This is a genomic window from Burkholderia sp. PU8-34 (assembly GCF_053427725.1).
In genome coordinates this window covers 38,800-65,577 of record NZ_JBSAXC010000009.1, presented here as the reverse complement: position 1 = coordinate 65,577, position 26,778 = coordinate 38,800, and the positions used below count along the sequence as shown (strand labels likewise).

Annotated in this window: 21 protein-coding genes and 4 pseudogenes; 2 read left to right on the top strand and 23 right to left on the bottom strand. The window is 60.6% G+C overall.

Annotation, left to right across the window (positions count from 1 at the left end; translation table 11 throughout):
• Window positions 1-167: 167 nt before the first annotated feature.
• The 3 genes from ACV22Z_RS21515 to ACV22Z_RS21505 all read right to left on the bottom strand — a co-directional run bounded on the left by ACV22Z_RS21515 (window position 168) and on the right by ACV22Z_RS21505 (window position 3,517).
• Window positions 168-1,379, bottom strand: a complete 1,212-nt coding sequence (locus tag ACV22Z_RS21515) for an MFS transporter (protein WP_448078304.1) — start codon at window positions 1,377-1,379, stop codon at window positions 168-170.
• Between the two features lie 170 nt (window positions 1,380-1,549).
• Window positions 1,550-2,434: an NAD(P)-dependent oxidoreductase gene (locus ACV22Z_RS21510; RefSeq protein ID WP_448078303.1), complete on the bottom strand. Its 885-nt coding sequence runs from the start codon at window positions 2,432-2,434 to the stop codon at window positions 1,550-1,552.
• 99 nt (window positions 2,435-2,533) lie between these two features.
• Entirely contained in the window at window positions 2,534-3,517 is a 984-nt protein-coding gene (locus ACV22Z_RS21505; protein ID WP_448078302.1) for an aldo/keto reductase, read from the bottom strand.
• 136 nt (window positions 3,518-3,653) lie between these two features.
• Here ACV22Z_RS21505 and ACV22Z_RS21500 point away from each other — a divergent pair, with 136 nt between their 5' ends.
• Window positions 3,654-4,556, top strand: a complete 903-nt coding sequence (locus tag ACV22Z_RS21500) for a LysR family transcriptional regulator (RefSeq protein WP_448078301.1) — start codon at window positions 3,654-3,656, stop codon at window positions 4,554-4,556.
• A 143-nt stretch (window positions 4,557-4,699) separates the two neighbouring features.
• Here the strand turns inward: ACV22Z_RS21500 and ACV22Z_RS21495 are convergent, their stop codons facing one another.
• From ACV22Z_RS21495 to ACV22Z_RS21415, 17 genes and pseudogenes are all read right to left on the bottom strand, one after another.
• Window positions 4,700-4,945: a DUF6429 family protein gene (locus tag ACV22Z_RS21495; RefSeq protein ID WP_448078300.1), complete on the bottom strand. Its 246-nt coding sequence runs from the start codon at window positions 4,943-4,945 to the stop codon at window positions 4,700-4,702.
• A gap of 5 nt (window positions 4,946-4,950) precedes the next feature.
• Window positions 4,951-6,036, bottom strand: coding sequence for an IS630 family transposase (locus ACV22Z_RS21490; RefSeq protein WP_448078299.1), 1,086 nt, complete (start codon window positions 6,034-6,036; stop codon window positions 4,951-4,953).
• 968 nt (window positions 6,037-7,004) lie between these two features.
• Window positions 7,005-8,018 (bottom strand): zinc-binding dehydrogenase, encoded by a 1,014-nt coding sequence (locus tag ACV22Z_RS21485; RefSeq protein ID WP_448078298.1) that lies wholly within the window; start codon window positions 8,016-8,018, stop codon window positions 7,005-7,007.
• A pseudogene (locus tag ACV22Z_RS21480) lies at window positions 8,015-8,607 on the bottom strand (M24 family metallopeptidase). The gene ACV22Z_RS21485 and the pseudogene ACV22Z_RS21480 overlap by 4 nt, the downstream one beginning before the upstream one ends.
• 255 nt (window positions 8,608-8,862) lie before the next feature.
• Entirely contained in the window at window positions 8,863-9,057 is a 195-nt protein-coding gene (locus ACV22Z_RS21475; protein WP_448078297.1) for a hypothetical protein, read from the bottom strand.
• A 14-nt stretch (window positions 9,058-9,071) separates the two neighbouring features.
• On the bottom strand, window positions 9,072-9,884 hold the full coding sequence (locus tag ACV22Z_RS21470; RefSeq protein WP_448078296.1) for an aspartate/glutamate racemase family protein: 813 nt from the start codon (window positions 9,882-9,884) through the stop codon (window positions 9,072-9,074).
• A 178-nt stretch (window positions 9,885-10,062) separates the two neighbouring features.
• Complete coding sequence (locus ACV22Z_RS21465) at window positions 10,063-11,301, bottom strand: porin (protein ID WP_448078295.1); 1,239 nt, start codon at window positions 11,299-11,301, stop codon at window positions 10,063-10,065.
• Between the two features lie 100 nt (window positions 11,302-11,401).
• Window positions 11,402-13,234, bottom strand: coding sequence for an aminopeptidase P family protein (locus ACV22Z_RS21460; protein WP_448078294.1), 1,833 nt, complete (start codon window positions 13,232-13,234; stop codon window positions 11,402-11,404).
• Window positions 13,221-14,915, bottom strand: a complete 1,695-nt coding sequence (locus ACV22Z_RS21455; protein ID WP_448078293.1) for a hydantoinase B/oxoprolinase family protein — start codon at window positions 14,913-14,915, stop codon at window positions 13,221-13,223. The genes ACV22Z_RS21460 and ACV22Z_RS21455 overlap by 14 nt, the downstream gene beginning before the upstream one ends.
• A gap of 111 nt (window positions 14,916-15,026) precedes the next feature.
• Window positions 15,027-17,114 (bottom strand): hydantoinase/oxoprolinase family protein, encoded by a 2,088-nt coding sequence (locus ACV22Z_RS21450; RefSeq protein WP_448078292.1) that lies wholly within the window; start codon window positions 17,112-17,114, stop codon window positions 15,027-15,029.
• Window positions 17,115-17,160: 46 nt separating this feature from the next.
• Window positions 17,161-18,129 (bottom strand): ABC transporter ATP-binding protein, encoded by a 969-nt coding sequence (locus ACV22Z_RS21445; protein ID WP_448078291.1) that lies wholly within the window; start codon window positions 18,127-18,129, stop codon window positions 17,161-17,163.
• Window positions 18,122-19,093, bottom strand: a complete 972-nt coding sequence (locus tag ACV22Z_RS21440) for an ABC transporter ATP-binding protein (protein WP_448078290.1) — start codon at window positions 19,091-19,093, stop codon at window positions 18,122-18,124. The genes ACV22Z_RS21445 and ACV22Z_RS21440 overlap by 8 nt, the downstream gene beginning before the upstream one ends.
• A 1-nt stretch (window position 19,094) precedes the next feature.
• Window positions 19,095-19,934, bottom strand: coding sequence for an ABC transporter permease (locus ACV22Z_RS21435; RefSeq protein WP_448078289.1), 840 nt, complete (start codon window positions 19,932-19,934; stop codon window positions 19,095-19,097).
• Window positions 19,931-20,947 (bottom strand): ABC transporter permease, encoded by a 1,017-nt coding sequence (locus tag ACV22Z_RS21430; protein ID WP_448078288.1) that lies wholly within the window; start codon window positions 20,945-20,947, stop codon window positions 19,931-19,933. Before ACV22Z_RS21430 ends, ACV22Z_RS21435 begins: the two co-directional genes overlap by 4 nt.
• Before the next feature lie 46 nt (window positions 20,948-20,993).
• The gene (locus tag ACV22Z_RS21425) at window positions 20,994-22,589 is read right to left on the bottom strand and encodes an ABC transporter substrate-binding protein (protein WP_448078287.1); all 1,596 of its coding nucleotides are present in this window, start codon (window positions 22,587-22,589) and stop codon (window positions 20,994-20,996) included.
• Window positions 22,590-22,598: 9 nt separating this feature from the next.
• Window positions 22,599-22,961: a cupin domain-containing protein gene (locus tag ACV22Z_RS21420; RefSeq protein ID WP_448078286.1), complete on the bottom strand. Its 363-nt coding sequence runs from the start codon at window positions 22,959-22,961 to the stop codon at window positions 22,599-22,601.
• Between the two features lie 24 nt (window positions 22,962-22,985).
• On the bottom strand, window positions 22,986-23,528 hold the full coding sequence (locus ACV22Z_RS21415; protein WP_448078285.1) for a helix-turn-helix domain-containing protein: 543 nt from the start codon (window positions 23,526-23,528) through the stop codon (window positions 22,986-22,988).
• Window positions 23,529-24,461: 933 nt separating this feature from the next.
• Between ACV22Z_RS21415 and ACV22Z_RS21410 the strand changes: the two are divergent.
• Window positions 24,462-24,806 (top strand): annotated as a pseudogene (locus ACV22Z_RS21410) (DDE-type integrase/transposase/recombinase); the annotation flags it as partial.
• Between the two features lie 91 nt (window positions 24,807-24,897).
• Here ACV22Z_RS21410 and ACV22Z_RS21405 read toward each other — a convergent pair.
• The 3 genes and pseudogenes from ACV22Z_RS21405 to ACV22Z_RS21395 form a co-directional block, all read right to left on the bottom strand.
• Window positions 24,898-25,389, bottom strand: a pseudogene (locus ACV22Z_RS21405) (transposase); the annotation flags it as partial.
• 1 nt (window position 25,390) lies between these two features.
• Window positions 25,391-25,715: pseudogene (locus ACV22Z_RS21400) on the bottom strand (bifunctional salicylyl-CoA 5-hydroxylase/oxidoreductase); the annotation flags it as partial.
• Between the two features lie 296 nt (window positions 25,716-26,011).
• Window positions 26,012-26,731 (bottom strand): GntR family transcriptional regulator, encoded by a 720-nt coding sequence (locus ACV22Z_RS21395; RefSeq protein WP_448078284.1) that lies wholly within the window; start codon window positions 26,729-26,731, stop codon window positions 26,012-26,014.
• Window positions 26,732-26,778 lie beyond the last annotated feature (47 nt).

Here is a 26,778-nt window from a genome sequence, read left to right as displayed (position 1 = left end):
CCGGCCGATCTGCCGCGCGCTCGCCGGTTTCCGGCAAGCGGGGTGGATTGCTGCATCCCGCGGGTATTGGAGGGTCGGCCGGGAATCGGAATTATGCGCTGCGGCGCATAAACCCTCCCCTTGTTCATCCCCCATCTACTGTCAGAAACCGGTAATCAATCTCGTCTTCAACGTGGAATGTTTTCGCGGATAGTCGAACCTTTGCCAGCACGACTACGCTCCGCGGCAACAGCAACGAACCAGAGGATCAGACCACCCATTGCGAGCTGACTGCCGACCCATCCCGGCGCCGTCCATCCGTATCCCGCCGCGATCGCCAGTCCGCCGAGAAACGGTCCGAGCGCGTTCGCCGTATTGAATGCGGAATGATTCAACGCTGCCGCGAGCCCTTGGGCGTCCTCCGCGACATCCATCAGTCGTGTCTGAAGAACCGTGCCGAGCGACCCGCCAATGCCGATCAGGAATACATCGAGCGTTAGCGTCCAGATGTTGGATGCCATGAACGGAAATACCGCCAGTGAGACCGCGCTCCACAGCAACAGTGTGCCAGCCGTGCGCATCAAGGCGCGATCGGCAACGATCGGCACCAGGATATTTCCAATCATAAAACCCACACCGAACACGCTCAGCACGATCGGAATCGCCTGCGCTGAGACACCGGTGACAGCCCCAAGCACATCCGCCAGATAGGTGTACACGGCGAACATCCCGCCGAATCCGACCGCTCCGATGCCGAGCGTCAACCACACCTGGGCGCGCTTCAGTGCGCCGAGTTCGCGCAGTGGACTTGATTCGGGATGAGCCGGCTCGCTCGGCGCAAGGCGCCATACGCACGCCATGGTCAGAACGCCGAGCAGCGCAACGAGCACGAAACTCCAGCGCCATCCGATTGCTTGCCCCAACCAGTTCGCCATCGGCACGCCAATGATGGTCGCGAACGTCAAGCCGAGGAAGACACGCCCTACCACCACCGTGCGCCGATTCTCCGGTACGAGAGACGCCGCCACCAATGCGGCCACGCCAAAATAGGCGCCATGCGGCAACCCGCTTAGGAATCGGAAGATCAGCATCCAGTGGTAGTTTGGTGCTAGTGCGCTCAACCCATTGGCTAAAGCAAACATGCCCATCAGCACGATCAGCAGCGTGCGGCGGGGAACCCGCGCACCCAACACCGCAATGACCGGCGCGCCGACGACGACACCGAGCGCGTACGCGCTGATGACATGCCCTGCGGTAGGCGCATCGATCCCAAGGCTGCGCGCGAAAAGCGGTAACAGGCTCATCGTTGCGAACTCGGTCGTACCGATAGCGAATCCGCCAATGGCAAGCGCAAACAAAACCCAACCGGCATGGATCATTTTGCAAACCGTATCACCCATTTGGTATCCTTAATTCGACCGCTTGGCATGGGCAATCGCGTTAAAGCAAGTGGCCGCAGTCAGAGAAGCATGGCTGGACTCCTGGTCAGCCGTGCCACTTAACAGACGTTCATGCTGTGTCGATGTCCGCAGTCGGTTGCTACCTGAAGCACTCGCCCGCCGTGAACCGGCTAGCACATGCCCGCGTCGGACAACGCACACAATGCCATGGCTGACCAGTCATACGCGGCACCAAACCCTTGTGAGCGCAAGGTCAGGCACCGGTCGTGCACGAGACTCGCAAGCGGCAGCGGCACACCCAACGCCTCAGCGGCGGCCAACATCAGGCGGTTGTCCTTCTGACCGAGTGGCAACGAAAAGCCCGGTGGCTGGAACTGCTGCGACGCGATCAATGGACCGTAGATCTTGTACGGCGGCGCATTGAAGTTCGCGCTCGTCAGCAGTTCAACGAGGCGCATTGGTTCGATGCCCGCCTTGCCAGCCACCGCGCAGGCCTCACCCAGGGTCTCGATAATTGCGGACAGCATGAAGTTGCCAATCAGCTTGACGAGATTCGCCTGTGAGGGATCGGTCCCGACGATACCGACGGACTGCCCCAGTTCTTCCAGCAAGGGCACCGCAATCTTCAGGTGTTCGTCCGCGCCTGCCGCCATGATGAAGAGCTTTCGCGCCGCCGCCGCGTCGGGCCGCCCAAAAACCGGGGCCGAGACAAAGCCCAACCCGGCGTCAACATGTCGGGCGGTAAGAGCCTGAGCCGTATCCACGCCGATCGTGCTGAGCGAGATGTGCAGTGCGTCAGGTCTGAGCCCCGCAAGGATTCCATTCTCGCCGAGCGTGACCGAGGTCAGCGCCGCATCGTCAGCGACCATCGAAAATACGACGTCGACCCGATGTGCAGCCTCCGCAGGGCTCGCAGCGACCGAGGCCCCAGCCCTGCTCAGGGGTTCGGTGCGCGCGGCGCTGCGGTTAAACACTTGCACCTCGTGCCCGGACTCGACCAGGTTCATGGCGATCGCGGCGCCCATTGAGCCAAGCCCGACAAATCCAATCTGCATAATGAAACTCCAAATAGCCAACCATGTTGAAGCACCCCGGCAACGCCGCGGTGGCGGTCCAGGCCGCCCGATCGCGTTGCCCGTGACTGCCACTCGGTACTAGCGCAGCGGAGGCGCCATGAATTCCGGCCCGACCGGATCGGTCACATACTGTTTGAGCAACGCATCGATGTCCTCCATGTCCTGTGCGCTCAACCTCCATCCGATCGCATCGCCGATGCCGCGCAACTGGTCCGGGCGACGCGCGCCCCACAGCGCGATCGTGGGTCCCCGGTCGAGAATCCAGCGGATCGCCAATGCCAGCACCGATTTGCCTTGGCGCTCGCGGGCAAAGACAGAGAGCGCCTCGACGGCTGCCAGGTATTGCGCGAAACGCGGCTGCTGGAACTTCGGGTCCGTCTTGCGCAGGTCATCGCCATCGAACACGGTGGACGCGTTCATGCGCCCGGACAACAGACCGCGGCACAGCGCGCCGTAGGCCAGCACGACAAGCCCTTGCTCGCGTGCGTATGGCAGGACGTCGGTCTCGATCGCGCGCTCGAACAGGTTGTACGGCGGCTGGACTGTCGCGAGCTTTGTCGCCACCGAGAATGCATCCATCTGCCGCGGAGCGTAGTTGCTAACGCCGACGGCCAGGATCTTTCCTTCCACGCGGAGTTTTTCCAGTTCGGCTGCGGCTTCTTCAAACGGGACCCGTGTGTCTGGCCAGTGCACCTGGTACAGGTCAATGTAATCGGTGCGCAAACGGCGCAGCGAATCCTCGATCTCCTGTCGAATGCGCGCCGGCGTGGCGTTGCGCCGCACGCCGCCATTGCCCCATTCGAGCCCCACCTTGGTCGCGATCACCGCACGCTGGCGCATGCCGGCCAGTGCCTTCCCGACCACCTCCTCCGAATGGCCGAATCCATACACCGGTGCGGTGTCGATCAGATTGATGCCGCGGTCGAGCGCGCTGCGAATCGTGGCCACGGAGGCATCGTCGTCAACGCCGCCCCACATCCAGCCGCCGATCGCCCATGTACCCAGCGCAATGCGCGATGCCGCGATCGGGATGCCTTCAATTCGTATGGTTTCGATATTCATGCTCAAACACTCCACGGGATGGTTGCCTGCGCGCGTTTGACCTGCACTCGGCCACCGCACGAAGCGTAAAATCTAGCTCATATGTCGTTGAATTGGATTCAACAAGCCATTTAGGCAACCACGCCATCTGTCTGCCATGCCCGCTTTCACTCGCACCGAACTTGCCGACCTCAATGTGTTCGTCACCATCTGCCGCCGCCGCAGCTTCCGCCAGGCGGCCGTCGAACTGGGGGTGTCGACGTCCGCGCTAAGCCACGCCATGCGCAATCTCGAAGCGCGGCTGGGCGTGAAACTGCTCAATCGCACCAGTCGCTCGGTGGTGCCGACTGCGGCCGGCAGTGCGCTTGCAGAACAGCTTGGCAAAGGCTTCGAGACCATCGGCACGGCCATCGACCAACTCGATCGCTACCGCACTTCGCCGGTCGGCCGCCTGCGTATCAACGTGCCGCGCGACGCGTCGCGCCTGCTGATCAGCCCGATCCTGCCGGCATTCACCGAGGCATACCCGGAAATCCAGCTCGACATCACCGTCGACGATCGCCTGGTCGACATCGTTGCCGACGGCTACGACGCCGGCATCCGCTATGGCGACACGGTCGCACGCGACATGATCGCCGTACCGCTGACACCGCCTCTGCGCTGGGTGATAGTGGGATCTCCCGCGTACTTGGCGCGGCATGGAAAACCGACGAAGCCAGACGACCTGATGCGCCACTCGTGTATCCGAATACGCATCGGCGACAACTCGCTTTATCGCTGGGAGCTTGGCAGTGGACGCCAGGCACTCGAACTTGACGTGCCCGGCCCGGTAAGCGCCAACGAGACGGACACGACCGTCGACGCCGCACTGAACGGCGTCGGGCTCGCATACTGCCTTGAACGGCGCGTGGCCGACGACATCGCGGCCGGTCGACTTGAAGTGGTCCTGGCGAAATGGGCGGTCGCCGGTCCCCCCATGGTCATGTACTACCCAAGCCGGCGGCAGACGCTGCCCGGCCTGCGTCAACTCATCGACATGATCCGCTCGGCCAATACCTGACTGGCGAGGGGCGCAAGCGTGCTCCGTCATGCGCTGAAATGTCTACCTTGGCGCACGGAGCGGTCTGATTGATTCATGCCTGCCCACGACAACCGCGCCTGTCGCTACGGGCGCACCACTAGTGTTGTGAGTTAGAAATTCGTTTAATTATTGGTTTTGCTGCCAGCGGCGACGAAATGCTGTTTGAAGAGGCGTTCGGATTCACGCAACCCCTTTTCAGTAAGGATCACGGATTTCGCTTTGTTGACGGGGTCGCCGATGAGGCCGCGTTCATAAAGTCGGTTAAGCGCGTCCCAATCGAAGCTCTTCCAGGCACGGTTATGGTCATGCAGGGTCAAGTAGAGGAGCGCGAGGACGGCGTCGTCGATGGCAACAGTGTCGATGTTCATGACGGTTATTCCGAGACTCTTTGGATCCGCGAGCAAAACCGTTCGAGGCTGGCGAGAATTTCATCGGCCGATTTGCTCCAGGCGAACGGTCGAGGATCCGCGTTATAGACATCGAGGTAATGCCGGATCGCCTCTTCAAGTTGCCGTGTCGAGCGATGCGTGCCACGCCGAATGTACTTCTCGGTGAGCGTAGCGAACCAGCGTTCGACCTGATTGAGCCACGACGCGGAAGTCGGAGTGAAGTGAACATGGAAGCGCGAATGACGAGCGAACCAGTTTTTGATCGAAGGCGTCTTGTGCGTACCGTAGTTGTCCATCACCAGATGCACATCCATTTCGGCGGGCACGCTGGCGTCGATCGTGCGCAGGAACTGCAGGAATTCGCTGCTGCGATGGCGCCGATGCAATTCGCCGATGACTTCGCCGGTGGCGATGTCCAGCGCAGCGAACAGTGTGGTGGTGCCGTGGCGCATATAGTCGTGAGTACGGCGCTCAGGAATGCCGGGGGCCAACGGCAGCATGGGCTGAGTGCGGTCCAACGCCTGGATCTGGCTCTTCTCATCCACGCACAACACCATTGCCTTCAGGGGTGGATCGAGATACAGGCCGACGATATCGCGAACCTTGTCAACGAACAGCGGATCGCTCGAGAGTTTGAAGGTCTCCTGCCGATGCGGTTGCAGACCAAAGGCTCGCCAGATTCGCGACACGGCCGTCTGCGAGAGTTCCATCTCCCGAGCCATCGTGCGCGTACTCCAGTGCGTTGCTCCCGCAGGTACCGATTCGAGCGTCTTCGCAATAACGGCGTTGACACGCGTATCGTCAATCGTTCTGGGCGCACCGGGACGCGGCGCATCGAGCAAACCATCGAGCCGATGCGCCACGTAGCGCGCACGCCACTTCGATACCGTTTGCTGGGTGACCCGCAGTTTCACCGCGACCGTCTTGTTGTCGATGCCATCGGCGCAGGCCAGCACGATCCGCGCTCGCAATGCCGCCGCCTGCGCTGTCTTGCGGCGCATCGTCAGCGCCGTGAGTTGCTCGCGCTCCGCTTCGCTCAACACGAGTTCCGCCTTGGGTCTTCCGCTCATCGCCGCCTCTTCGTGTTCGTGACATTCACTACACGGTACTACAGGAGGCTCATTATTCAATGAATTTCTAACTCACAACGCTAGCGACGCATGTGCTTGTTGCAGTTCACCCGCGCCCGCAAACTGCCGCTTCCCAGCCATCGGCCGCCGGCGCCGAACCACGACTGCTTCTTTGAAGTGGCGCGAGAGTTCCAAGTTGAGTGGATCTCGACAGCAGTCGGCAGGGACCGATAAGAGAGCCGATATAGCACATGAAACTGTTGTGTAATCGTCACACTGGTTTTCATTTTCCTCGGACAATTCCGCAACGGCCGTGCGTGCCAGCGTACGGCACCTGCCCGTCGACGCATCCGGCCCACCGGCGCCTTGGACAGGCTAATGGAGCCAGACCGGAACGGTCCACTTTCCAGGCTCCCAGAGGGGTCCTATGACCAGGCGTAAAGACAGCGACTTCAACGACGAGATCCTGCGGGCGGTGAAGCGTAAGTATCAGGAAGGGTCGCGCGCGCTCGTACGCAGCGGGGCCCGAACCCAGGATTCCATGAGCGGAACACGTCGTCAATTTCATCGTGGGGGTATTCGTACCTTTCGTGCAAATTCTGGCGCTTTGGTTCGGAAATGTCTTTCTGATCAGCGGCTTGCAAGACCGCGTCTTTATAAGCTGTCACAGCGCCGCGGAGCCTCACGGGATAAGGGCTGCGGCAACTGGCTGCCAGAATTTGCGCGAAAGGTACGAATACCCCTTTGACGAGTCCAGAAATCTGGACTCTAACCGATCTGGCCTCGCCGATCTCAAATCCAGTCCTGGCGCGTCTCGCAGACAAATTGCATGATCTCGAAAAAAACTCGCAACCAGTTGCCCTTTTTTGTATAGACATCTTCGTTAAATGACGAAATGCGTTTACGTTAAGACGCGTTGCGACCTGGCCAGACCAGGTCGACGCGCTTTTCGAATTCCGCCTTACGATCTAGATACAAGCGTCTATGACCACCTTACCATGGCTCGAACGGGTAGCACTTAGATAGTCCCAAGCCTCGATATAGGCCTTCATCGGAAAGACGCGGTCGATCGAAGGACTGATCGCTCCCTTGGCAAGCTGTGTGTAAACGAAGTCGGTACCGCGTTGCTTCATCGAAGGGTTTTCAACATAGTTGAACACCGAGTAGGGATGGAACACCACGTTCTTCTGAAACATGTCCAGCAGCGGCAGGTCGGGTGCCATATTATCAATAGTGCCGTAGAAGTAGACGCGCGCGTCGCGCGCGAAAGCGGGGCTATACTTGGAAATGAGACCGTCGCCGATTGGATCGAATACGACGTCTATTCCCTTGCCTTCTGTAATTGCTAACAGTTCCTCGGCGAGCGAGGCTTCCCTACCATCAGTGACAATAACATGGGACGCCCCTTTTTCTTCCAAATACCTGATATTGGTGGCATACCGAGTCGTTCCGATCATCGTTGCGCCTAGAATACTACCTATTTCCAGTGATGCCGATCCGGCAGTCGAGGTTGCGGCAGTGGCAAGCACAAAGCTGCCCGGCCCAACTCTTGATACTTCAGCAAGAGGAAAATACGCGGTCAGGTATTGCATCCAAATCGATGCACTTTCGATAGCTGACAGGCCATCGGGTGCCCGAGTAATATAACGGGAGTTGATGATCAACGTCTCCGAGCTGGCACCTCTATTAAAATAAAAATGCGGTAAGGTGCAGTAGCGGCTTCCTACATCGATTCCTTCTACTCCGGCACCGACAGCTTCTACAATTCCTGCAGCTTCAATCCCGACGCAGGCGGGAAAGTGGTGGAAACGGAACGAATAGTTGTCAATCATCAAGTCCATGTCGCCCCAGTTAAGAGCGAATGCCTCAATTCGAAGGCGAACTTCCCCCGGCCCCGGCTCCTCGACCGGAACCCTGATGAGTTTCAAACCCTGATAGCCGCTATAACTATCAATAACCCAAGCGCGTGCAGTCCTGTTCATCTTAGACCTCCAAGGTATGTGTTGCGTGGTAGTGAAGAGAGTATTTCTGGGCCGTCCTCGCGCCGGATGACGATGTCCTCCAGGCGGATGCCGAAACGGCCGGGCAAATAGATGCCGGGCTCGATGGGAATAACCATGCCTTCTTCGAGTACGGTTTCCGACGTCGCGGCGATATAGGTGGTTCGTGGCCGTCGATATCCATGCCGTGGCCGGTGTGGTGCACAAAATGCTCGCCGTAGCCGGCATCCGCGATGACCTTGCGGGCGGCCGCAGCCACCTCGCGTGGCGAGCACGCCGGGGAGGCGGCGTTCATCGCGGCCTGCACGACCTCTTCCACGGTCGTGCGGATCTCGCCGTATTCCTCCGGCGGCACGCCGACGACGGCAATGCGGGTGATGTCGGACGGGAAGCCCTGCTTGCGTCCGCCGATGTCGCTTACCACCGCGTCGCCTTCTTGGATGACGCTTTCGCTCTCCGAATGGTGCGGGGAAGCACGGTTTCCACCCGCGCCCACGATCCAGAACTGCGGCGAGGCGCCTTCCTCGGAGAAATGCTCGCGTATTTCGGCGGCGAGTTCCTTCTTGGTCATGCCCGGTTTGATGGCGAAGAACGCCACCTGCATGGCGCGGTCGGCAATACCGGCATTCATCTTCGGCTTGGCGTATTCGCTGCTGTCCTTGCGCATGCGAAGGCCAGCGAGCGTCGCCGGCGTGAAGTCGCGGCGCGTATCGGCCGGCAGCGCATTGATGAGCAGCAGGGCGAAGTCGGCACGCATCGTCTCGTCAAGCGCGACGGGACCGGGCGCTTCTGCGCGGAGCGCCGCGTGCGGGCCTTCGTCATCCGCTCAGTTGTGAAAGGCGATCTCGCAGAACTCGCGGCTGCCCTCGGCATTCAGCGCCGGCATCACGAAGGCTTCCTTGTTCGGGCCGATGAGGAGCACACAGCGGCGTTCGTCGGGATGCGGATCGAAGCCCAGCACCCACTCCATGTGGGAGCCCGGCGCGATTGCGACGAGGTCGGTGCCGGTCTGTTCGTTCATGGTTTTGTCCTCGTTCAGGTAGCGGGAATGACGATACGGCTGCCGAAGACTGGCTCGTCATCCGGAAAAGCATTGAAGGCGGCAAGCTCGGCTTCCGAAGGCGCTTCACAGGAGCCCTTGCGGCTCGGCACCCAGCCGCACTGGCGCTTGAGAAGCGCGGCATATTCCGCGCGCTTCAATGCGGCGATAGCGGGGTCGATGACCGGGATGCCGAGTTCCTTCTCAATCTCCTTATAGAATCCGATCTCCATCGTGCAGCCAAGGATCAGCGCTTCCGCGCCGCCCTCCTCCACGGCCTTGCGGCCGGCAGCAAGCAGCCGACGGTTGGTCTCGTCGTGATCCTTCTGGAAATCGTCGACGCCGAGGCCGACGTCATAGAAGCCCGCAAGGCGTTCGGCATGGCCGTAGCCGTGCATGAGGGACTGCATCTGGTGCACCCATTTACGCCGGCCGACGATGATGGCGAAGCGGTTGGACAGGCTTGCGGCAATCTCGCAGGAGGCGATGCAGGGCCCGGTGATGACCATATCGCCCGAAATCTCGCGCGCATCGTCCAGCGCCGTGTCGTAGAAACAGCCGATGGCAAGCGCGTCGAAGCCTTCCAATGCGGCCGTGCGCACGGCGCGGATGATGCCCCGCGTCACAAGCGCCTCATATGTGCGGAATTCGATATGGGAAAAGCCGTAGCGGGCTTTCGGCAGGGCTGCGATATGCACTTCCGTGCAGGGCAATTTGTGATCCCGCGCCATGGCGGCGAAGATCGCGTCGACGGTTTCGTCCTCGCCGACGGGATTGAGATACATGATCCTGAGCGTTTGCGTGCTCATGTGTTTCTCCTCCGTTGGGTTCGATCCCCGGCCGATGGTCCGGGGATCGTCAGATGTCAAAGGCTGACGCCATAGACCTCACGCACGCTTTCGGCGGTGATGTAGCCGTTCTTGATGTCCTCGCGGACCAGCGCCGGATCGCGCTCCTTCGACTAACCGTTCCGGCGCGCCCACCACATTAGAATGTATGCCGGATGCCCACCGTCACCGCAACCTGGTTACGGGAATTGGCCGTGCCGAGCGCAGCAAGCTGAGCAAGCGGCAGGCCGGAAGTCGTTTCCCCCGTCACCGGATTCGTATAGCGGCCGATGCCGTCGCCGCCCGCATGTTCGTAGTTGAGAATCCCGTACAGCGCTGTCCGCTTTGACAGGTTGTAGGTCAGGTCGACGCTGGCGATATGGAATTTCGGACGCTGTCCCGTCGTCTTCACGTGGCCAAATTCGTAGCTGTAGGCTGCGCCAAGCACAAGGGCTTCGGACAGGTTATAAGTCCCGTTGAGCTCCACAGTGTCGAACGTCACGTCGCTGCCCGAACCGCTGTTGGCTTGAGCGAAATAAAGGCTGTTCGCCAGACGGGAATGGGTATACAAGAGCCCCATGGTCGCGCTCCCGAACGTGTACGAGCCGCCGACCCCAAGGTTCGAGAGCGAATTGGCGTTCTGAATCTGATCATAGGGCGCGGGCCCGAGTGCCGACCAGCTAAGATCGCCGATATACCCGCTGTCGTCTCCGTTCGCACCGCCGCCCAGCGCCGACTGGAACGGATGGTTGACGTAGAGGTAGCCGGCCGCCAGCGTCACCGGTCCATTGCTGTAATTCAGTCCGAGAGACCACGCACTGTTCGTGGCGATACTGCCCGCCTTTCCACCGAAGCTATAGAGCGCACCGAACTTGAAGCCATTCCAGGTGGGGCTCTCGTACTTCAGCGCGTTGGGGATGTTCATCGCGAAGTTGAGGTTGTCGATGTCGCCGAAGTGCGACCCGATGTAAGACGCACCATTGCAGCTCGACGCGAGCACACCCAGATATGACGTGTAGGGGTCAAACTGGCGGCCAAACGTAATCGTGCCGTATGACCCGTTACTGAGACCCAGATAGGCCTGATGGTTGAACAGGGTATTGGGTTGAAGCAAGGCTCCCGTCGGGGTGACGAAGCTGTTTTCCAGAGTAAAGATTGCCTGCGTCCCGCCGCCCAGATCCTCGACGCCCTTCAATCCGAAGACGGAAGGGAAGTTATTTCCGCCCGTCATCGCCACGCTCTTGCCGCCGGTTCTGTTTCCAGCCTGGTCCGACGTAACCTGACTGCTTAGATAGGTAACCCCGACATCCACCACCCCATACAGCGTGACAGTGCTTTGCGAAAAGGCCGCACTGGATGCGGCGGCAAGAGCCACCAACGCGATACCGTTCTTCCACATCTCCAAACCCCTTTAATTAGTATTGCAAAACAACTAGTAAAAAATTTATCCTCTTCGTAAATCTCAACTATTGCGACCGGCCCGAAATCGAACCGTCACCTCACTGAACGGGCTCCGTATGTTGAATGAGCCAGTCCGCTGCCGGGCCGGACACCAGGTCCGTCAGCTCTTTACGAACCCGCGCGTGATAATCGTTCAACCAACGAACCTCGCTATCGGCGAGCATGGACCGCTCGATGCATCGACGGTCGAATGGACAGAGCGTGAGTGTCTCGAACCTCAGGAACGCTCCGAACTGTGTACGCTGTGCACCGATGGTCGCGGCGAGGTTCTCGAGGCGAATTCCCCATCGTCCTGGACGATAAATGCCCGGTTCGATTGAGGTGATCATCCCTTCGCGGATCGCCATGCTCGCGTCCGACGCGCGGAAGTAGTTGATAGCGAAAAGGCCTTCGTGAACGTTCAGGAAATAGCCGACGCCATGCCCGGTTCCGTGGTTGTAGTCGACGCCGCGTCGCCACAGCGGCCGTCTCGCGATAGCGTCGAGCACCGGCGCATGAACGCCTTCGGGAAAATGAGACGTGCTCAGCGCGATCAGCGCCTTGAGTACGAGCGTGTAATCTCGCTTTTGTGCACGACTCGGTTCGCCAAGGGGAACGACGCGTGTGACATCGGTCGTTCCGCCCAGGTAATGGCCACCCGAATCCACAAGCAGCATGCCACTGCCCGTAATTTGCGCGCTGCCCTGCCTGCTCGGCGAGTAGTGCGGAAGCGCACCATTCGCATTGAACCCTGCGACCGTTTCAAAGCTCGCACCGACGAATCCCTGTCGGCCCGCGCGAAACGCGACGAGCCTGTCGTGAATTTCCCACTCGTAAACAGGCTCGCCGGCCTCGATCGCGGCTTCGAGCCACGAGAAGAACTCGCACAATGCAGCGCCGTCCTGACGCATCGCCTTATGGATATGCGCTCGCTCGATCGGCAGCTTGCGCGACTTCGACAATGCACTCGGATTTGTCTCGGCAACGAAATCGACGCTCGCCGCTCGCGCGGCATCGGCAATGCTGAACGTCGTTCTGGCCGGATCCACCAACACGCGGTCGCCAGAAGGGATTGCGGCGATCAGGTCTGCAGCCTCGCGATACGGCTCGATCAGCACCCGTTCGACTGCAAGGGCGTCGCAGAGCTCAGCCGAGATCCGCTCGGTGCCGACATACAATCTCGCGCTCGACATTCCCACCACAAGATGCGCCGCAAACACCGGGTTATAGTCGATGTCATTACCGCGCAAATTCAGCAGGAATGCGATGTCGTCAAGCGTGGAAACGAGATGCCACGATGCACCGGTACGCTTCATGGCGACCCGCAGTTCCCAGAGATTCTGGGCCACGGTTCTCACCGCATACGGGCGAGGATGTAACGAAATGGCGCCCGTTGGCTCCCCTGGGCGGTCGGGCCATACCGTTGCCAGCACGTCGCCGGACGAGTGAAGCGCCAGTTTGGCGGCGGCCAGGCGCTCACACAGCGCATGCCCTTCGCGGAGACTGATCATCCGACCATCCACCCCGACTCGGTCACCGGGTTCGAGCACACTGCCAAGCAAATCGAGCGCGCCCTGGGCACGCGCATCGTGAACGCGTCGCACACCGATTCCCGTGCCGTCCAGTTCAGCCTCCGCCTGTTCCCAATACCTGCCGTCGGTGAACAAGTCCGCGCTGTCGGCCGTGACGACCAGCGTTCCTGCCGAGCCGCTGAAGCCGCTCAGCCATTCGCGCGCTCGCCACCGCAATAGCGGATACTCGGAAAGGTGCGGATCGCCCGTCGGAACGATGTAGGCCGCAAGACCATGCGCCTTCATTGCGGAACGCAGGACCCTCACACGCTGACGGATCACGCGCGGCGAATGCTGACCGGACATGTCACTGGTGCTCATGCTGATCCCGATCCGCTGCCCCCAGGGAACCGTAGACTTCACGCGCACGCTCGGCCCTGACGTAGCCGTCCCGCAGGTCGGCAGCGATCGCGGCGTCTGCACGCTCGCCAGGGTCGCCATATCCGCCCCCATTCCCCGTGACGACCCGCACAATGTCGCCGCTGTTCAGACGCTTCCCGTTCGCAACGGCAAGACGTTCCGACGTACCGTCGGCTCGAATGACCTCGACATAGTTGGGCGTGCCGTCCCGCCCGCCGGCGATCCCCCAGGGCACATGCTTGTGGCGCGAATACGAGCACGTGAGGAACGTGTCGTCCGAACGCACACGATAGTCGAGAACGATTCCCTTGCCACCGCGAAAGCGTCCCTCTCCGCCCGGCTCGTCGTTAAGCGACAGTTGCTCAACGTACAGACCGTAACGGGCTTCGGCCACTTCGGCCGGACAATTGAAGGTTTCGCCGTGGTGAGCGCTGAACATCGCGCTGTTGCCGTCGGCGAATCGCGCCCCGCCCCAGCCACCGACCTGCGGTTCGACGATCGTGAACAGCTCGCCCGTCTCGGGATTCGGGCCGCTGATCAGCGTGCCGCACACGCTGGAGAAATGCCCTGCCGGCAGGTATTCGGAAACGTGCGCGGCAAGGCAGCGCCACAGCACGTCGTACAGCCGCATCTCCACTTCATAGTAGATACCGAACGCAGCCGGGGCCTGCGCATCGAATACCGAGCCCGGTCGCGTGATGACCTTCAACGGCCGGAACGTACCGCCGTTGGTCACGCCGATCGGCGAGGTCACGTTCTTGAAGATCATTTGTGCTGCGATCGTCGCGCCGTCGCGGCAGGTATTATTCGGTCCCGTGTCCTGGTCCGGGTTGCCGGTGAGATCGACGATGAACTCGTCGTCCGTGATCTCGATCGTCGCGGTGTAGACGAGACCGTTGTCCTGTTCTTCCGAAAAACTGAAGCGGCCGCGCGGCAGGTTCTTCATGGCTGCACGCGAGACGACCTCGCCGTAGTCCATGAAACGCTGCATGGCCACTACGAGCGTATCCGCTCCGTACTTCCCCGCGAGCTCCTCGAGCCGCCGCGCGCCGATGCGCACCGACGCAATTCCGGCCCACATGTCCCCCTCGAGGAATCTCGGCAGCCGGCTGTTCGCCTTCATGATTTCGATCACCGCGTTCACCGGCGTGCCGCGATCGACGAGCTTGACAGCGGGAAGCCGCAACCCTTCCTGATAGATCTCGGTTGCATCGGGTGAAAACGACCCGGGCGCCTTTCCGCCGACATCGTTCCAGTGCGCGATATTGGACGTCCACGCGACGAGTTCGTCTCCGACGAACACGGGCATCGCGAGCACGACGTCGTTCAGGTGCGTCACGCCGCCGAAATAAGGATCGTTCGTCACGAAGATATCGCCGGGGCGAACGCCGTCCCGGCCATGAATCTCCAGCACTTTCTTGACGGCCTTGTCAAGGACGCCGACGAACGACGGGATGCCCGCGCCGGACGAAGCGAGGTTCCCGTCGCCATCCGTGATCGCCGTGCCCATGTCGAGCACTTCATAAATGATTGCGCTCATCGCAGTCTTTTTCAGCGCGGCGAACATCTCGTCGCTGATCGCCTGCAGCGAACTTTGAATGATCTCCAATGTGATCGGGTCGAATGTTCGAACACTATTCATGGTTATGCCTTTTCATGCTGTAGCTCGCCGATGCTCACGCACCACGTCCATCGTCGGTGGTGCGGGCACATGCACGATTGCTGTCAATTCGAAGACCGGACGTTGCGTCGGTCAGTTCGCTTCAGGATTCAGGTCGATCAGGAAATTCCCGTAAGGATCGACAGTCACTCGATTGCCCGGGTGGACGACGGTCGTCGTTCCCTTGCTCTCGATGATCGCCGGACCTTCGAACGTCATTCCCGGTTCGAGCGCTTCGCCGTCGTAGATCCCGGCTTCATGCACGCCCTCTTCGGCGTAGTCGACTGGCCGGACGCCTTTCTTCGCATCGCCCAAGCGCTTCCCCGTGACGGGAAGGCGGCTTAGCCCCGGCTTGTCGATCGCTGCGGTGGCGATCACGTGTATCGAGACGAGTTCGACGTCCGCATCGAGGCGATACGTGTATTCGCGCTCGTAAAGCTCATGGAACAGGCCGATCGCAGCTGTGATCGCGTCCGTATCGACCAGTCCGCTCGTAAGCGGCACTTCGACCGAATGCTCCTGATTCCGGTAGCGCAGGCGAACCAGCCGCTCGAACGAGATCCTGTCGCGCTGGATACCCTCGGCTTCGAAACGGGCGATCGCCGGCTGCTCGATCTCGCCGACGGCGCCGGCGATGGCATGAGCGGCACTGTCGTCGAGCGCCATCAGGCGCGTCACGAAATAATCGCGCCGGAAGTCGCTCGTGATCATTCCGTAGGCGGAAAATACAGCGGCCGCACGCGGGATCACGACTCGCCGCATGCCCAGCTCGGACGCCAGCGCAACGGCATGCATCGCTCCGCCGCCACCGAACGCAACAAGACTGAATTCGCGTGGGTCGTGGCCGCGATTCAGCGAGACGAGCTTCAGCGCGTTCACCATATTCTGGTTCGCAATCCGAATGATGCCGCGCGCGACGTCCTCGCCCGACATGCCGAGCTTCTCGCCGAGCATTCCCAGTGCGCGATGCACCGCGGCCATGTCCGCCTCGAGTTCGCCGCCGCAGAAGTAGGCCGAGTTGATGCGGCCGAGCGCAAGGTTCGCGTCGGTCGTCGTCGCATTGACGCCTCCGCGACCATAAGCAGCCGGCCCCGGTGTCGAACCCGCGCTTTCCGGGCCGACATGCAACTTGCCGAAATCGTCGACACTCGCGATACTGCCCCCGCCGTTTCCGATCTCGACGAGATCCACCACCGGCACCATCATCGGATAGCCGGCCGACAACGCGCTACGTTCGATCCAGTAGTCGGTCACCACGGTAACCTGTCCATCTCGAATCAGGCTGCACTTTGCAGTCGTGCCGCCGATATCGAGTGCGAGGATGTTCCGCTCGCCGATTTGGCGCCCCAGCTCCGCTGCGCCACGAAAGCCACTCGCGGGCCCCGATTCGACGATTGCCACCGGCGCCTCGCAGGTCTTCTCGATGGAATCGACGCCGCAATTCGATTGCATCACGTAAAGGCGTCCGCCAAAACCGCGCGCGCGCATCTCATCCTGCAGCGAGTTCAGATACCGGACGGTGACCGGTTGCACATAAGCGGACAGCACCGTCGTATTCGTCCGCTCGAATTCGCGCCATTCCCGAGTGATCTGGTGCGACGCGACTACCGGCAGATCCGGACACAGCTCGCCGAGAGCGGCGAGCACCGCCAGTTCGTGCGCTGGATTGGCATAGGCGTGGAGCAGACAGACGGCAATCGCCTCGACGCCCTGGGTCCGGAAATCGTCAACGATTGCGGCCAACCCATCGAGCGACAACGGGCTGCGCTCACGCCCGGTAAAGTCGAGACGGCCAGCCACTTCACGACGAAGATGACGCGGCACGAACGGCGTCGGCTTGCGGTAGGCGAGATTAAAGAAATCCGGCCGGTTTCCGCGCGCGATCTCCAGCACATCCTTGAAACCTTCCGTCGTGATCAATCCAACCCTGGCACCCTTTCGCTCGGTCAGTGCATTGATCACGACTGTCGTGCCGTGCACCAGGTGCCCGATCTCTTCCGGCTCGATGCCGGCCTTGGCGATCACGTTCACGACGCCCTTTTGAAACGCGTGTGGCGTCGTATCGCTCTTGGCAGTCACGACCGACTGGCGTCCCGATTCGCCGTCGATCCTGAAGCAAACGAGATCGGTAAACGTGCCGCCAACATCAGTCGCTACTCGAATCAGATCCTGCGTTGTCATTTTTCAGTTCCACTACAAAGTATGTTCCTGGACTGCAAGGCCCGGTCTAGTCCCGGCTGCCATCCTGATTGCCTGTATCGACTGCGAAACAGGCCACTGTGTGACCGTCACCCGTATCGTCGAGTGACGGCATCGCGCCGCATCGGGCAGTCGCATACGGGCACCTTGGGCGGAACGGGCAACCGTCGCCGGCGATCGCCCGGCTGTCGACAACCTTGTCCCAGTCCCATTGAGGCTTCAACGCAGCCTCGGCTTCGCTGACGACGGGAATACTCGCGAACAGCATGCGCGTGTATGGGTGCCGGGGGCGCGCGAAGATGGCTTCGGTCCGGCCCGCTTCGACGATCCTCCCCCGGTAGAAAACCGCGACCCGGTCGCTCACATTGCGCACCACGCCGAGATCGTGCGTGATGAACATGTATGTGAGGTGCTCCTGCTGCTGTAGCTCCCGGAGCAAGGCAAGGACCTTGGCCTGCACCGACACGTCGAGCGCGCTGGTCGGCTCGTCGAGCACCACCAATTCCGGACTCGCGGCGAGTGCGCGGGCGATCGCAACACGTTGACGCTGGCCTCCGGACAACTGCGCCGGAACGCGCGTCAGATAGTCCGCGCCAAGACCGACTGTCTCCAGCAGATCGACGATCCTGGCACGACGTTCCGCACGTGTGCCGAGCCGATGGACGTCGAGCGCAAGCCCGACGCTTTGCTCGATGGTCCGTCGCGGATTAAGCGTTGTCGTGGGATTCTGCTGGACAAGTTGAATCGCACGGCGCAATTCCGGATTGCGATCCTTGCGAAGCCGTTCGCCACGAAATTCAATTTCGCCGTGAGACGGCTCGTCGAGCCCCAGGACCATGTTGGCGAGCGTCGTCTTGCCGCTGCCCGATTCGCCGACGATCGCGAGCGTTTCCCCTTCGTACAGCGTCAGGGTGACATCGCGCAACGCATGAACAGGCTTGTCGCCCCGGCCGAATATCCGGCTCACATTGTTCACGCCAAGCAAATGATTACGCATGACACGCCTCCTGCGAATGCTGAAACAACACACAGCGAACGGTGTGTCCGTCGCCGACGACGGATTCCGCCACCGGCTTCGCACATGCGGCCGTCGCGTGTGGACATCGCGGCATGAAACGGCATCCCGAAGGTGGCGCCAGGTAGTCCGGCACGGACCCGTCGATACCGACCGGCAGCCCGTCTCCGGTCAGCCGCGGCACGCTGGCCAGCAGCGCGCGCGTATAGGGATGTCGGGCGTTGTTGAATATGTCGGCAGTACTTCCCTGCTCGACGATCGTGCCGCCATACATCACGTACACCCGATGCGCAAACTCGCGGACCACACCGAGGTTATGCGTGATCAGGAGAACCGCGGCACCGGTATCGTCGACGCGCCGCGACAGCAGGTTCATTGTCTGGCGCTGCACGGTCACGTCGAGCGCCGTGCCCGGCTCGTCCGCGAGGATGAGCTTCGGCTCGTTCAGCAGTGCCATCGTGATCAGCACGCGCTGGCACAATCCACCGCTCAGCTGAAATGGATATGCCGCCAGAATGCGCTCCGGATCGTCGATGGCGACCTGCCGCAACGAATCGGCGCACAGTTTGTCGAGCGCGCGTCGCGACGCGAACGACCGCGACCGGCGAGCCACCGCGCGCAACTGATCGCCAACCGTGAAGGTCGGATTGAGCGACGCCATCGGATCCTGGAAAATCATCGCGATATCCCTGCCGCGCACCGACGGAAAGTCCTTGCGTCGCAGGATTCGATCATTGAAGACGACGTCCCCGTCGATTCGGGCGTCCCGTCCATCGATCAGTCCGAGAATCACTCGCAGGGTCAGCGACTTGCCGCAGCCGGACTCTCCGACTACGGCCACGTGCTCGTGCGCGTGCACTTCCAGGTTGAGATCGTGCAGGATGTGCGCCGTCCCTTCGAAGCGCTTGAAACGCAGGTTGATGTTTTTCAACGAAAGCAGCGGCATGTTAGTTCCCCGCATCCAGAAGGTCGCGGACACCATCACCCAGCAAATTGAAACCGAGCGTCACGACGACGATACAAAACCCCGGGCAAATCGCGATCCACCACTGATCAGGGAGATAGCGCGCTCCGTCGGCGACCATGCCACCCAGGTCGGGGGTCGGCGGCTGCACGCCCAGTCCCAGGAAGCTCAGGCTCGCCCCAAGCAGGATGGCGAAGCCCATGTCGAGCGTCATCTTCGTGACGATACCCGGCAGGCAGTTCGGAAGAATTTCACGCAGCACGATGTGCCAGTTAGATGCGCCAACGACTCGTGCGGCATCCACGAAACTCTCGTGCTTGATTTCGCGGACCTGCGAATACACGAGCCGCGCATACCAAGGCCACCACATCACCGCAAGTGCAATGGTTGCATTGAACAGCGTCGGTTGCAGGAAGCCCATGATCGCCAGGGAGAGCACAAGTGGCGGAATGGCGATGAACACGTCGGTCGTCCGCATGATGACGACATCCAGTGCCCCGTCGAAATAACCGGCCAGCAAGCCGGCCGCCACGCCAACCGGAACCGCGAAGGCCAGCACGACGATGCCGAGCAGCAGCGACACCCGCAGCCCAAAAATGCATCGGCTCAGGATGTCGCGGCCGATGGTGTCGGTACCGAAAGGATGTGCGACGCTCGGTGGCTGGCTGGCATTGACGAAATCCGTAAATGTTCCCGCGTGCAGCGGAAACGGCGCGAGCCACGGGGCAATCACTGCGGCAACGACGACCGCGATGACGATGCCGAGCCCGATGACGGACAGCGGACTGCGGCTGAATACATACCATCGACGAGCCAGCATCATGACCTCGCACCCAGTCGCGCACGCGGGTTCAACCATGGCAGAACCAGGTCGACGAGCGTGTTGACGATAAGAAAGAAAGCAGCAAGCACCATTACCGTGCCGATAATCGCGTTCAGGTCCTTGCTCATGACGGCCTGCACCCCGTATTGCGCGATGCCCGGCCACCCGAACACGGTCTCGACGAGGAATGCGCTGCCAAGCGCCGCCGATACGTCGAGCCCCATGATCGTCAGCGTCGGCACGAGTGCGGGACGAAGCGCGTATTTGAAGTTGATCTGCGAACCGGCGAGCCCGAACGCGCGCGCCAGCTCCACGTACGTCTTGCCGTACGTCTCGATCATGCTCGTCCGCATCATGCGTGCCGCTTGGCCGATGCCGGCGAGTGCCAGCGAGACGCTCGGCAACACGAGATGCGCCAGCGCATCGCCAGCGATATGCCATTGGCCGGTGATCGCGGCGTCGACGACATACAGGCCCGTGACGTGCGGAGGCGGCGCCATGCCGTCGGTCAAACGGCCGGATATGGGGGTCCAACCCAACTTGTAGCTGAATATCAGCATGAATAGCACTGCCCAAATGAACGTTGGAGTGACGGCGAACAGCATCGCCAGTACACGGGTCACGTGATCAGGCAACGCATCCCGGTACCGAGCCGCGACGACGCCAAGCGGCAATCCGATCAGCACCATGAGCGCGGCGGCCCACAGCACGAGTTCGAGTGTGGCCGGGAAGAGGCGCCGTACTTCGAGGGTCACATCGTCGTGGGATTGCAGCGAGATGCCGAGATCTCCATGCATGACCCCTTTCGCGAAGCGGACGTACTGTTCGGGAAGTGGGTCGTCGAGATGCATCTCATGACGGAGCTGCCGCACCTGTGATTCCGATGCAGTAGGTCCCAACGCCAGCCTTGCGGGATCGCCGGGCATCAACCGCGCCAGGGCGAACACCAGGATCGAAACGCCGAACAGGACAAGACATGACTGCAGCAGCCTGCCGGCCAGAAACTTGGTCATAGGAATTCTCTGTGCCGGGCGGCATACCGCCCGGCAGCGATCGTAGTCAGTTGATACTCATCTTCCTGAACAGGAAGTTTCCGCCGGCCATCGGCACCGTCTTGCCGGGATCGTCGAGCATCGGGTTCGAGATATTTGCCTGCTTCGCAAACACCGCATCGTCCGAATTGACGAAAACGGATGGCTGCAGCGCAACGATCCTTGCACCGAGGTCGCGGTACAGTTGTGCACGTTGCGTAGCGTTCGCCGTCGAGCGAGCCTGTGCAAGCAAGTGATCCACATCAGCGTTCTTCATCCACGACATGCTCAGCCAAGTTCCAGCACCTTCGCTGCCGTAAAGCGGGGATAGCGCCGAATCGACATCCGGTGTGACCAGCGACGTATAGACTTCCGCAACCTGCGGCGTCGTCTCTGGCTTCGATGCATGCTCCGAGAGCACGCTCCATGGCAACTTCGCGATGTTCACCTTGATGCCGATTTCCGCCATGTTCTGCTGGAACAGCAACGCGACCTTTTCTTCGAACGGCACTTCCGCAGCCCAAGCGAGATCGAGCGTCAGCTGCTGCCCCTTGTATTTGGACTTCGCCAGCCATTGTTTCGCCGCCGCGACATCTCGCTTCGGAGCAGGAATCGACGGGTCGTACCCCGGCATACCCGCCGGGATCGGGCCGTTGATCGGTTGCCCCTTCGAAACCTGGCTGTTGATCTTCAGCAGACTCATCATTGTCCCGTAGTCGAATCCGAGCGCAATGGCCTTGCGTACGGCCAGATCGTCCGTCGGCGCCCGCTGCATGTTGAGCGAGAGCAGGAACAGGCCTGTACCCGATTCGCGCATCAGCTTGACCCCGGACGCAGACAGCGCTGCCAGCGTCTCATTCGGCAGCCATTCGCTCGAGATATCGTGCTCCTTGCGCATCAGCATTGCACGCACCGTCGTCGGGTCGAGCGAGTACCGGATACGGACCGTCTCGGGTGCATTCTTTTCGAACGATCCAAAGTACGACGAATCGCGAACCAGCACCGCCATCGACTTGCTGTCCTGCGACTGAACCTTGTATGCACCCGATCCCGCGTCGTGCGTCCTCAGGTAAGCTTGGCAATAGTCGCCATTTGCGCCGAAATTCCCCGGTTTCTTCTGAGCATTACAGACATCCTGGCTCAGCACACGAAGGAATACTAAATTTGCAAGGAACGACGAATCGGGCCGTTTCAGCGTAAACACGACCGTCGACTTTCCGGCAGCAGTCACACTCTCGACGCCGTCAAACAGGTTCGCATTTCCCTGGTTGATGGTGCGCATCCGGTTGAACGAGTAGACGACGTCATCGGCATTGACCTTTCCACCGTCATGGAAGGCGACGTTGCTTCTCAACGTGAACGTATACTTCTTGCCGTCCGGGGAAACGGTCCAGCTGGAAGCCAGGGCCGGCTCGATCTTCGTCTTGCCTTCCGGTTCAACCAGCGCGTCATAGACATTGGTCGTGATTACGACAGACCCATAGTCGCTCGCCTTGGCCGGATCGATGTCTTCGACGGCGGCCTCGTCGATTCGCAGATTGCGTTCGCTCGTGGCATGGGCGCCGATCGACCATACCGCCGCCGCGGACAGACCCGCCGCAGCAACAGCGCGCTTGAGTTTCATATGTCCACCTCACTCGATCCAGGGATATTGCGATTTAAGTGCGTCAAATGCCTTCGGGTTACCCAACAGCCACCACAGCACCTCGGTATCCGCCAGCGCTTCCACTCGATGCGGCTCGCCCGCCGGAATCATCGTGAACGCTCCGGCGTGGAATTCCTGACTGCCATGCGGCGTCGTCACGACACAGCAACCCGAGATGACGAATGAATACTCGTCGACATCGTGAATCGACCACCCGGACTCGGGATGTGTGCTGCCCTTTTCGAAGCGCCCAGCGCCGACGAGCGTGCCGACATCGCTGGAGACGATACGTTCATACGCAACAGCTACTGAGGAATCCGAATTGAACGGAACTATTTGCCTTGCCTCCAAGATATCTCCTCGACAACTATCTAGTTAAAAAAGTCGCGGCGTGCCGACCCACATCAGGACTGTCTCCGTCTTGCCCGGGTTGAGCCAACTATGCGAGCTTGTGGACGGATAATGTGCACTATCGCCTACACCCATCCGGAACGACTGGCCGTCGATCGTAATTTCCAGTTCGCCTTCCATGACGTACACGAACTCCTCGCCTGCATGGGTGGTCACCTCGGTATCCGTGTGCCCCGGCGGCATGCGGGTAACGACGACTTCAAGTTTGCGATCCGGAAACGATCCAGAAAGCCGTGAGTACATGTCGCCCGCACTGCCAACGCTGAAGAAGCTCGCATCACGTGCACGCCGCACGTTTGCGGACTCGTGCGGCAGGTCGATGAAGTACTGCATGCTCACGCCCAGAGCCTTTGCGATCCCCGTCAGCGAGGTAATTGACGGGACCGACACGCCCCGCTCCACCTGTGACAGAAACGGTTTGGAAATGCCTGCTGCCGCTGCCGCCTGCTCAATCGTCAAGCCGAGCCTGCGTCGTAGCAATCGAACCTTCACGCCAATGTCGTTCATTCTTTCATCCACTTCGAACAATGCACCGAACCATAGCAAGATCAAAATCCCACGTCAAACTTTGTATGTTTGACTATCTCTTTGTCTGCTATTGGATGCATTTGTATAGGATGCTGAAGACACCGAATACTGGTGGAAACACTGAGAGACGTAGTCCGGGTTGAATCGGCTACGCGGCGAGCCGTCTGGCAGGAAACGCCAAAGTCGGATGCGCTTGGAACCGGTGTCAGTCAGTCGTGGGTGGCGACGGATAATTCAGATCATGCTCCACGTCTTGGTGCGAAGCGGCTAGTACGATCGTCCTACGCCAGTGTCAGCCGCCCAGGGAAAGGCCACGGGAAATCTGGATGTGCAACGATAGGCCAGCCGCATGTGATCGCATCGGCGTCGCCATTGACAAGGGCGACGCACGCGGGCGAAGTCTGTCGCTCCCGGCGCATCACCGATCGCATGCTTTACGGGCAATGCTGGAAACCTGTTGCCGATAGCGAAAGGGGCAGGTCACCCCCGGACGAAGTGCCGTTCAGTCGAGTCGAGCATGACTGACTAGAAGGTGTCGCCCGCCGGTTTCCGTGCGCGCCCGCCCAGGAAAGCGTGATGAAATACAGTGGCATCGAGCGCACTTCCGCCAAGAAGGATAGTGGCTTTTCATCAGCACCGAAGGCGCAGTGGCGATCGTGAAATTTTAGAAATCTGCGGACGCTCGCTGGCGAATGGCAGTAGATGGTTGCGGATTCAACCGGTCGCAGCAACACACTTGAGGCTGCACGGCAGCGAAGAGTATTGCAATGAAGCAGAGACCGCGAATCTGCTGTGCAGGCAGCCGGAAGGCGTGAATGTGGGAGCACTGGCACAAGGGCGGTTCATTGCAGCAGATCGCCCACGGGGTCGGCCGCTCGGTTTCCCTCTGATAGGGGTAATCTATATGAACGCGTCCCGCGCAGCATCGTTACCGACCAACTGCGCAGCTACCCGGCTGCGAAGGCAGAAATTCCCGAACTCGCCCACGTGAAGCATGTGTTCGTTAAGGCAGCTGCACGCGTGAACAACCGCACCGAGAACAGCCACCAACCGACCCGCAGGCGCGAACGCCAGATGCGCGGCTTTCGCGATCCGCGTCGCACGCAGGCGTTTCTCTCATGTTTCGGCCCGATCCGTCAGCACTTCGCGTTGCCCAGCCATCAGATGAATGCGGCACGTCATCGCACCTTACTCAAGGAACGCCTCGCCACATGGCATGGCTGGACTGTCTGTGCCGCAGCCAACGAAGTTATCTGATAAGGATAACTACTCTTTAGGAGGACGCGTAGCCTGCGCTCGTCAACTTGACAGAGCCGTTTTTGGTCTATTTCCGGACCCTAACGGGTGCTCACGCACCCATCAGCCGCATGGCTCTCGTTGTTTTCGCGAATCCCAGAATCCTCGAGACCCGCGTGAGATTGTAGGCAAGCACGTGCAGGCTCATCTCGGTACGCACGTTGGGCAGTTTGCGCGTCAGGACGTGCGTGTAACCCATCCAGTGCTTGAACGTCCCGAAGACATGTTTGACGGTCCGCCTGCGAACTGTCATCGCATCCGGGGTCTTGTCGAGCCGACGTTGGACTGCATCCAGCACAGACTCATGCTCCCATCGGGTAATACGCCGATAATCGCTCGGCGTACATTGCGACTTCATCGAGCACCGAGGACAGGCACTGCTCCAGTAGCGGTGCAGTTGCATACCATGCTCCTCTCGAGTGAAGCGGTAAATCGCACGTTGGCCGGCGGGGCAATGGTATTCGTCGTCTCGGGCAATGTAGATGAAGTCGGCCCGGTCCAATCGACCATGGGCTTTGGCTCCCGAGGTCGTGGGCTTGGGCAGGATCACAGCGGGCCTGCAGGATATTCAACAGCCGCTTGCGGGCCAATGCCGCAGAAGCCGTGGCCGCCCGAGCGTACCACCTGGCCACGGATATGGACTTCGATATCGTCCCAATGGTTGAACGCATCGAGAATCTGCGCAGCGCTCTTCGGATCGGCACGTAGCAAATTGCCGAGCGTCTGGTCCGAGAAGGCGACGCCCCAGCCGAAGATGTCATACGGCCGGCTTCGCTCGACCACGGTGACGTCGTGCGTCGAATTCTGAAGCTTCATCAGTAGACCGAAGTACAACCTGGCCGGACCGCCGCCGATACACACGATCTTCATGGAAACTCCCGGTGGGATGCACTTTTACACTAGGAGTAGATAATTTAGTTGTAAAGCAATTGCTCGAGAAGAAAGGTCGGGGGTAAACGCTGATCCGGGTCGGCAAAACCCGCTCGAGCGCGAATGGCGAGATTCCGCAAGGCCGTCCCAGCGTTCGGCTTCGGCTTCGGCTGAAGACGACCCAATCGCGCTTCATCGTCTTCACGAAGCTCTCGTCCGGCCGCAGATTCCATCGACATCGGCGGCGCGAGGCTTTCGTCGCCGGTGCCGCGAAACCGCGGCGCACTCGGCGCCGCTCAGCTTGCCGAGTGCGCCGTCTCCTTAGCCAGCGACGCTTGCATGAGCACGGCGTCGCGCTTCGCGAGAAGATGCGCGCGCAGGATGACCGCCATCTTCTTCCCGTCGCGAGCCTCCAGCGCGCGAATCATTTCCTCGTGGTCGTGAATCGCGCTGTCCCACTTCGAGCTCTGGAAATTCGACCGAAAGCGCAGCGCCTGCAAGCGCCGGTTCATCGTGACATAAACCTGCCGCAACGCCGTATTGCGCGCCGCTTCGTTGATCCGATCGTGAATCGCCTGATTGCGCACGTAGTAGCCGGACAGATCGTTCTGCGCGCGGCACGCGAGCATCTCGTAGTGCAGCACCTTGATTTCGGCAAGCTCGGCGGGCGTCATGCGTTCGCACGCCAGTTCGCCCGAAAACGCTTCCAGGCCGCTCAACAACTCGAACATCTCCCGAATCTCGGCTTCGCTCATCTGTGATACCGACGCGCCCCGGTTCGGCGAAATATCGACGAGCCCCTCGGCCGCGAGCACCTTCAGCGCCTCGCGCAAAGGCGTGCGCGAAATGCCGAGGCGCTCGCACAGCTCGCGTTCATTCAGCTTCATGCCCGGCTCGAGCACCCCTTCGACGATGAACGTGCGCAGGTGGTCGACCACAGTGTCGTGCAAGCGTTGCCGCTCCACTTTCGGCAGCAGCGGGGCGACCTTCTCGGATGGCATACCAGGATTTTGCATTCAAATTCTCCAAGACTTCATTCAGTCGCGATTTTACTGCATCTGCC

Coding starts and splice junctions, on each gene's coding strand:
- ACV22Z_RS21515 (WP_448078304.1), bottom strand. CDS start 1,379: ATGGGTGATACGGTTTGCAAAATGATCCATGCCGGTTGGGTTTTGTTT.
- ACV22Z_RS21455 (WP_448078293.1), bottom strand. CDS start 14,915: ATGAATAGTGTTCGAACATTCGACCCGATCACATTGGAGATCATTCAA.
- ACV22Z_RS21415 (WP_448078285.1), bottom strand. CDS start 23,528: ATGAACGACATTGGCGTGAAGGTTCGATTGCTACGACGCAGGCTCGGC.
- ACV22Z_RS21435 (WP_448078289.1), bottom strand. CDS start 19,934: ATGATGCTGGCTCGTCGATGGTATGTATTCAGCCGCAGTCCGCTGTCC.
- ACV22Z_RS21440 (WP_448078290.1), bottom strand. CDS start 19,093: ATGCCGCTGCTTTCGTTGAAAAACATCAACCTGCGTTTCAAGCGCTTC.
- ACV22Z_RS21470 (WP_448078296.1), bottom strand. CDS start 9,884: ATGAGCACGCAAACGCTCAGGATCATGTATCTCAATCCCGTCGGCGAG.
- ACV22Z_RS21430 (WP_448078288.1), bottom strand. CDS start 20,947: ATGACCAAGTTTCTGGCCGGCAGGCTGCTGCAGTCATGTCTTGTCCTG.
- ACV22Z_RS21500 (WP_448078301.1), top strand. CDS start 3,654: ATGCCCGCTTTCACTCGCACCGAACTTGCCGACCTCAATGTGTTCGTC.
- ACV22Z_RS21450 (WP_448078292.1), bottom strand. CDS start 17,114: ATGACAACGCAGGATCTGATTCGAGTAGCGACTGATGTTGGCGGCACG.
- ACV22Z_RS21445 (WP_448078291.1), bottom strand. CDS start 18,129: ATGCGTAATCATTTGCTTGGCGTGAACAATGTGAGCCGGATATTCGGC.
- ACV22Z_RS21510 (WP_448078303.1), bottom strand. CDS start 2,434: ATGCAGATTGGATTTGTCGGGCTTGGCTCAATGGGCGCCGCGATCGCC.
- ACV22Z_RS21425 (WP_448078287.1), bottom strand. CDS start 22,589: ATGAAACTCAAGCGCGCTGTTGCTGCGGCGGGTCTGTCCGCGGCGGCG.
- ACV22Z_RS21505 (WP_448078302.1), bottom strand. CDS start 3,517: ATGAATATCGAAACCATACGAATTGAAGGCATCCCGATCGCGGCATCG.
- ACV22Z_RS21465 (WP_448078295.1), bottom strand. CDS start 11,301: ATGTGGAAGAACGGTATCGCGTTGGTGGCTCTTGCCGCCGCATCCAGT.
- ACV22Z_RS21460 (WP_448078294.1), bottom strand. CDS start 13,234: ATGAGCACCAGTGACATGTCCGGTCAGCATTCGCCGCGCGTGATCCGT.
- ACV22Z_RS21485 (WP_448078298.1), bottom strand. CDS start 8,018: ATGAACAGGACTGCACGCGCTTGGGTTATTGATAGTTATAGCGGCTAT.
- ACV22Z_RS21475 (WP_448078297.1), bottom strand. CDS start 9,057: ATGAACGAACAGACCGGCACCGACCTCGTCGCAATCGCGCCGGGCTCC.
- ACV22Z_RS21490 (WP_448078299.1), bottom strand. CDS start 6,036: ATGAGCGGAAGACCCAAGGCGGAACTCGTGTTGAGCGAAGCGGAGCGC.
- ACV22Z_RS21395 (WP_448078284.1), bottom strand. CDS start 26,731: ATGCAAAATCCTGGTATGCCATCCGAGAAGGTCGCCCCGCTGCTGCCG.
- ACV22Z_RS21495 (WP_448078300.1), bottom strand. CDS start 4,945: ATGAACATCGACACTGTTGCCATCGACGACGCCGTCCTCGCGCTCCTC.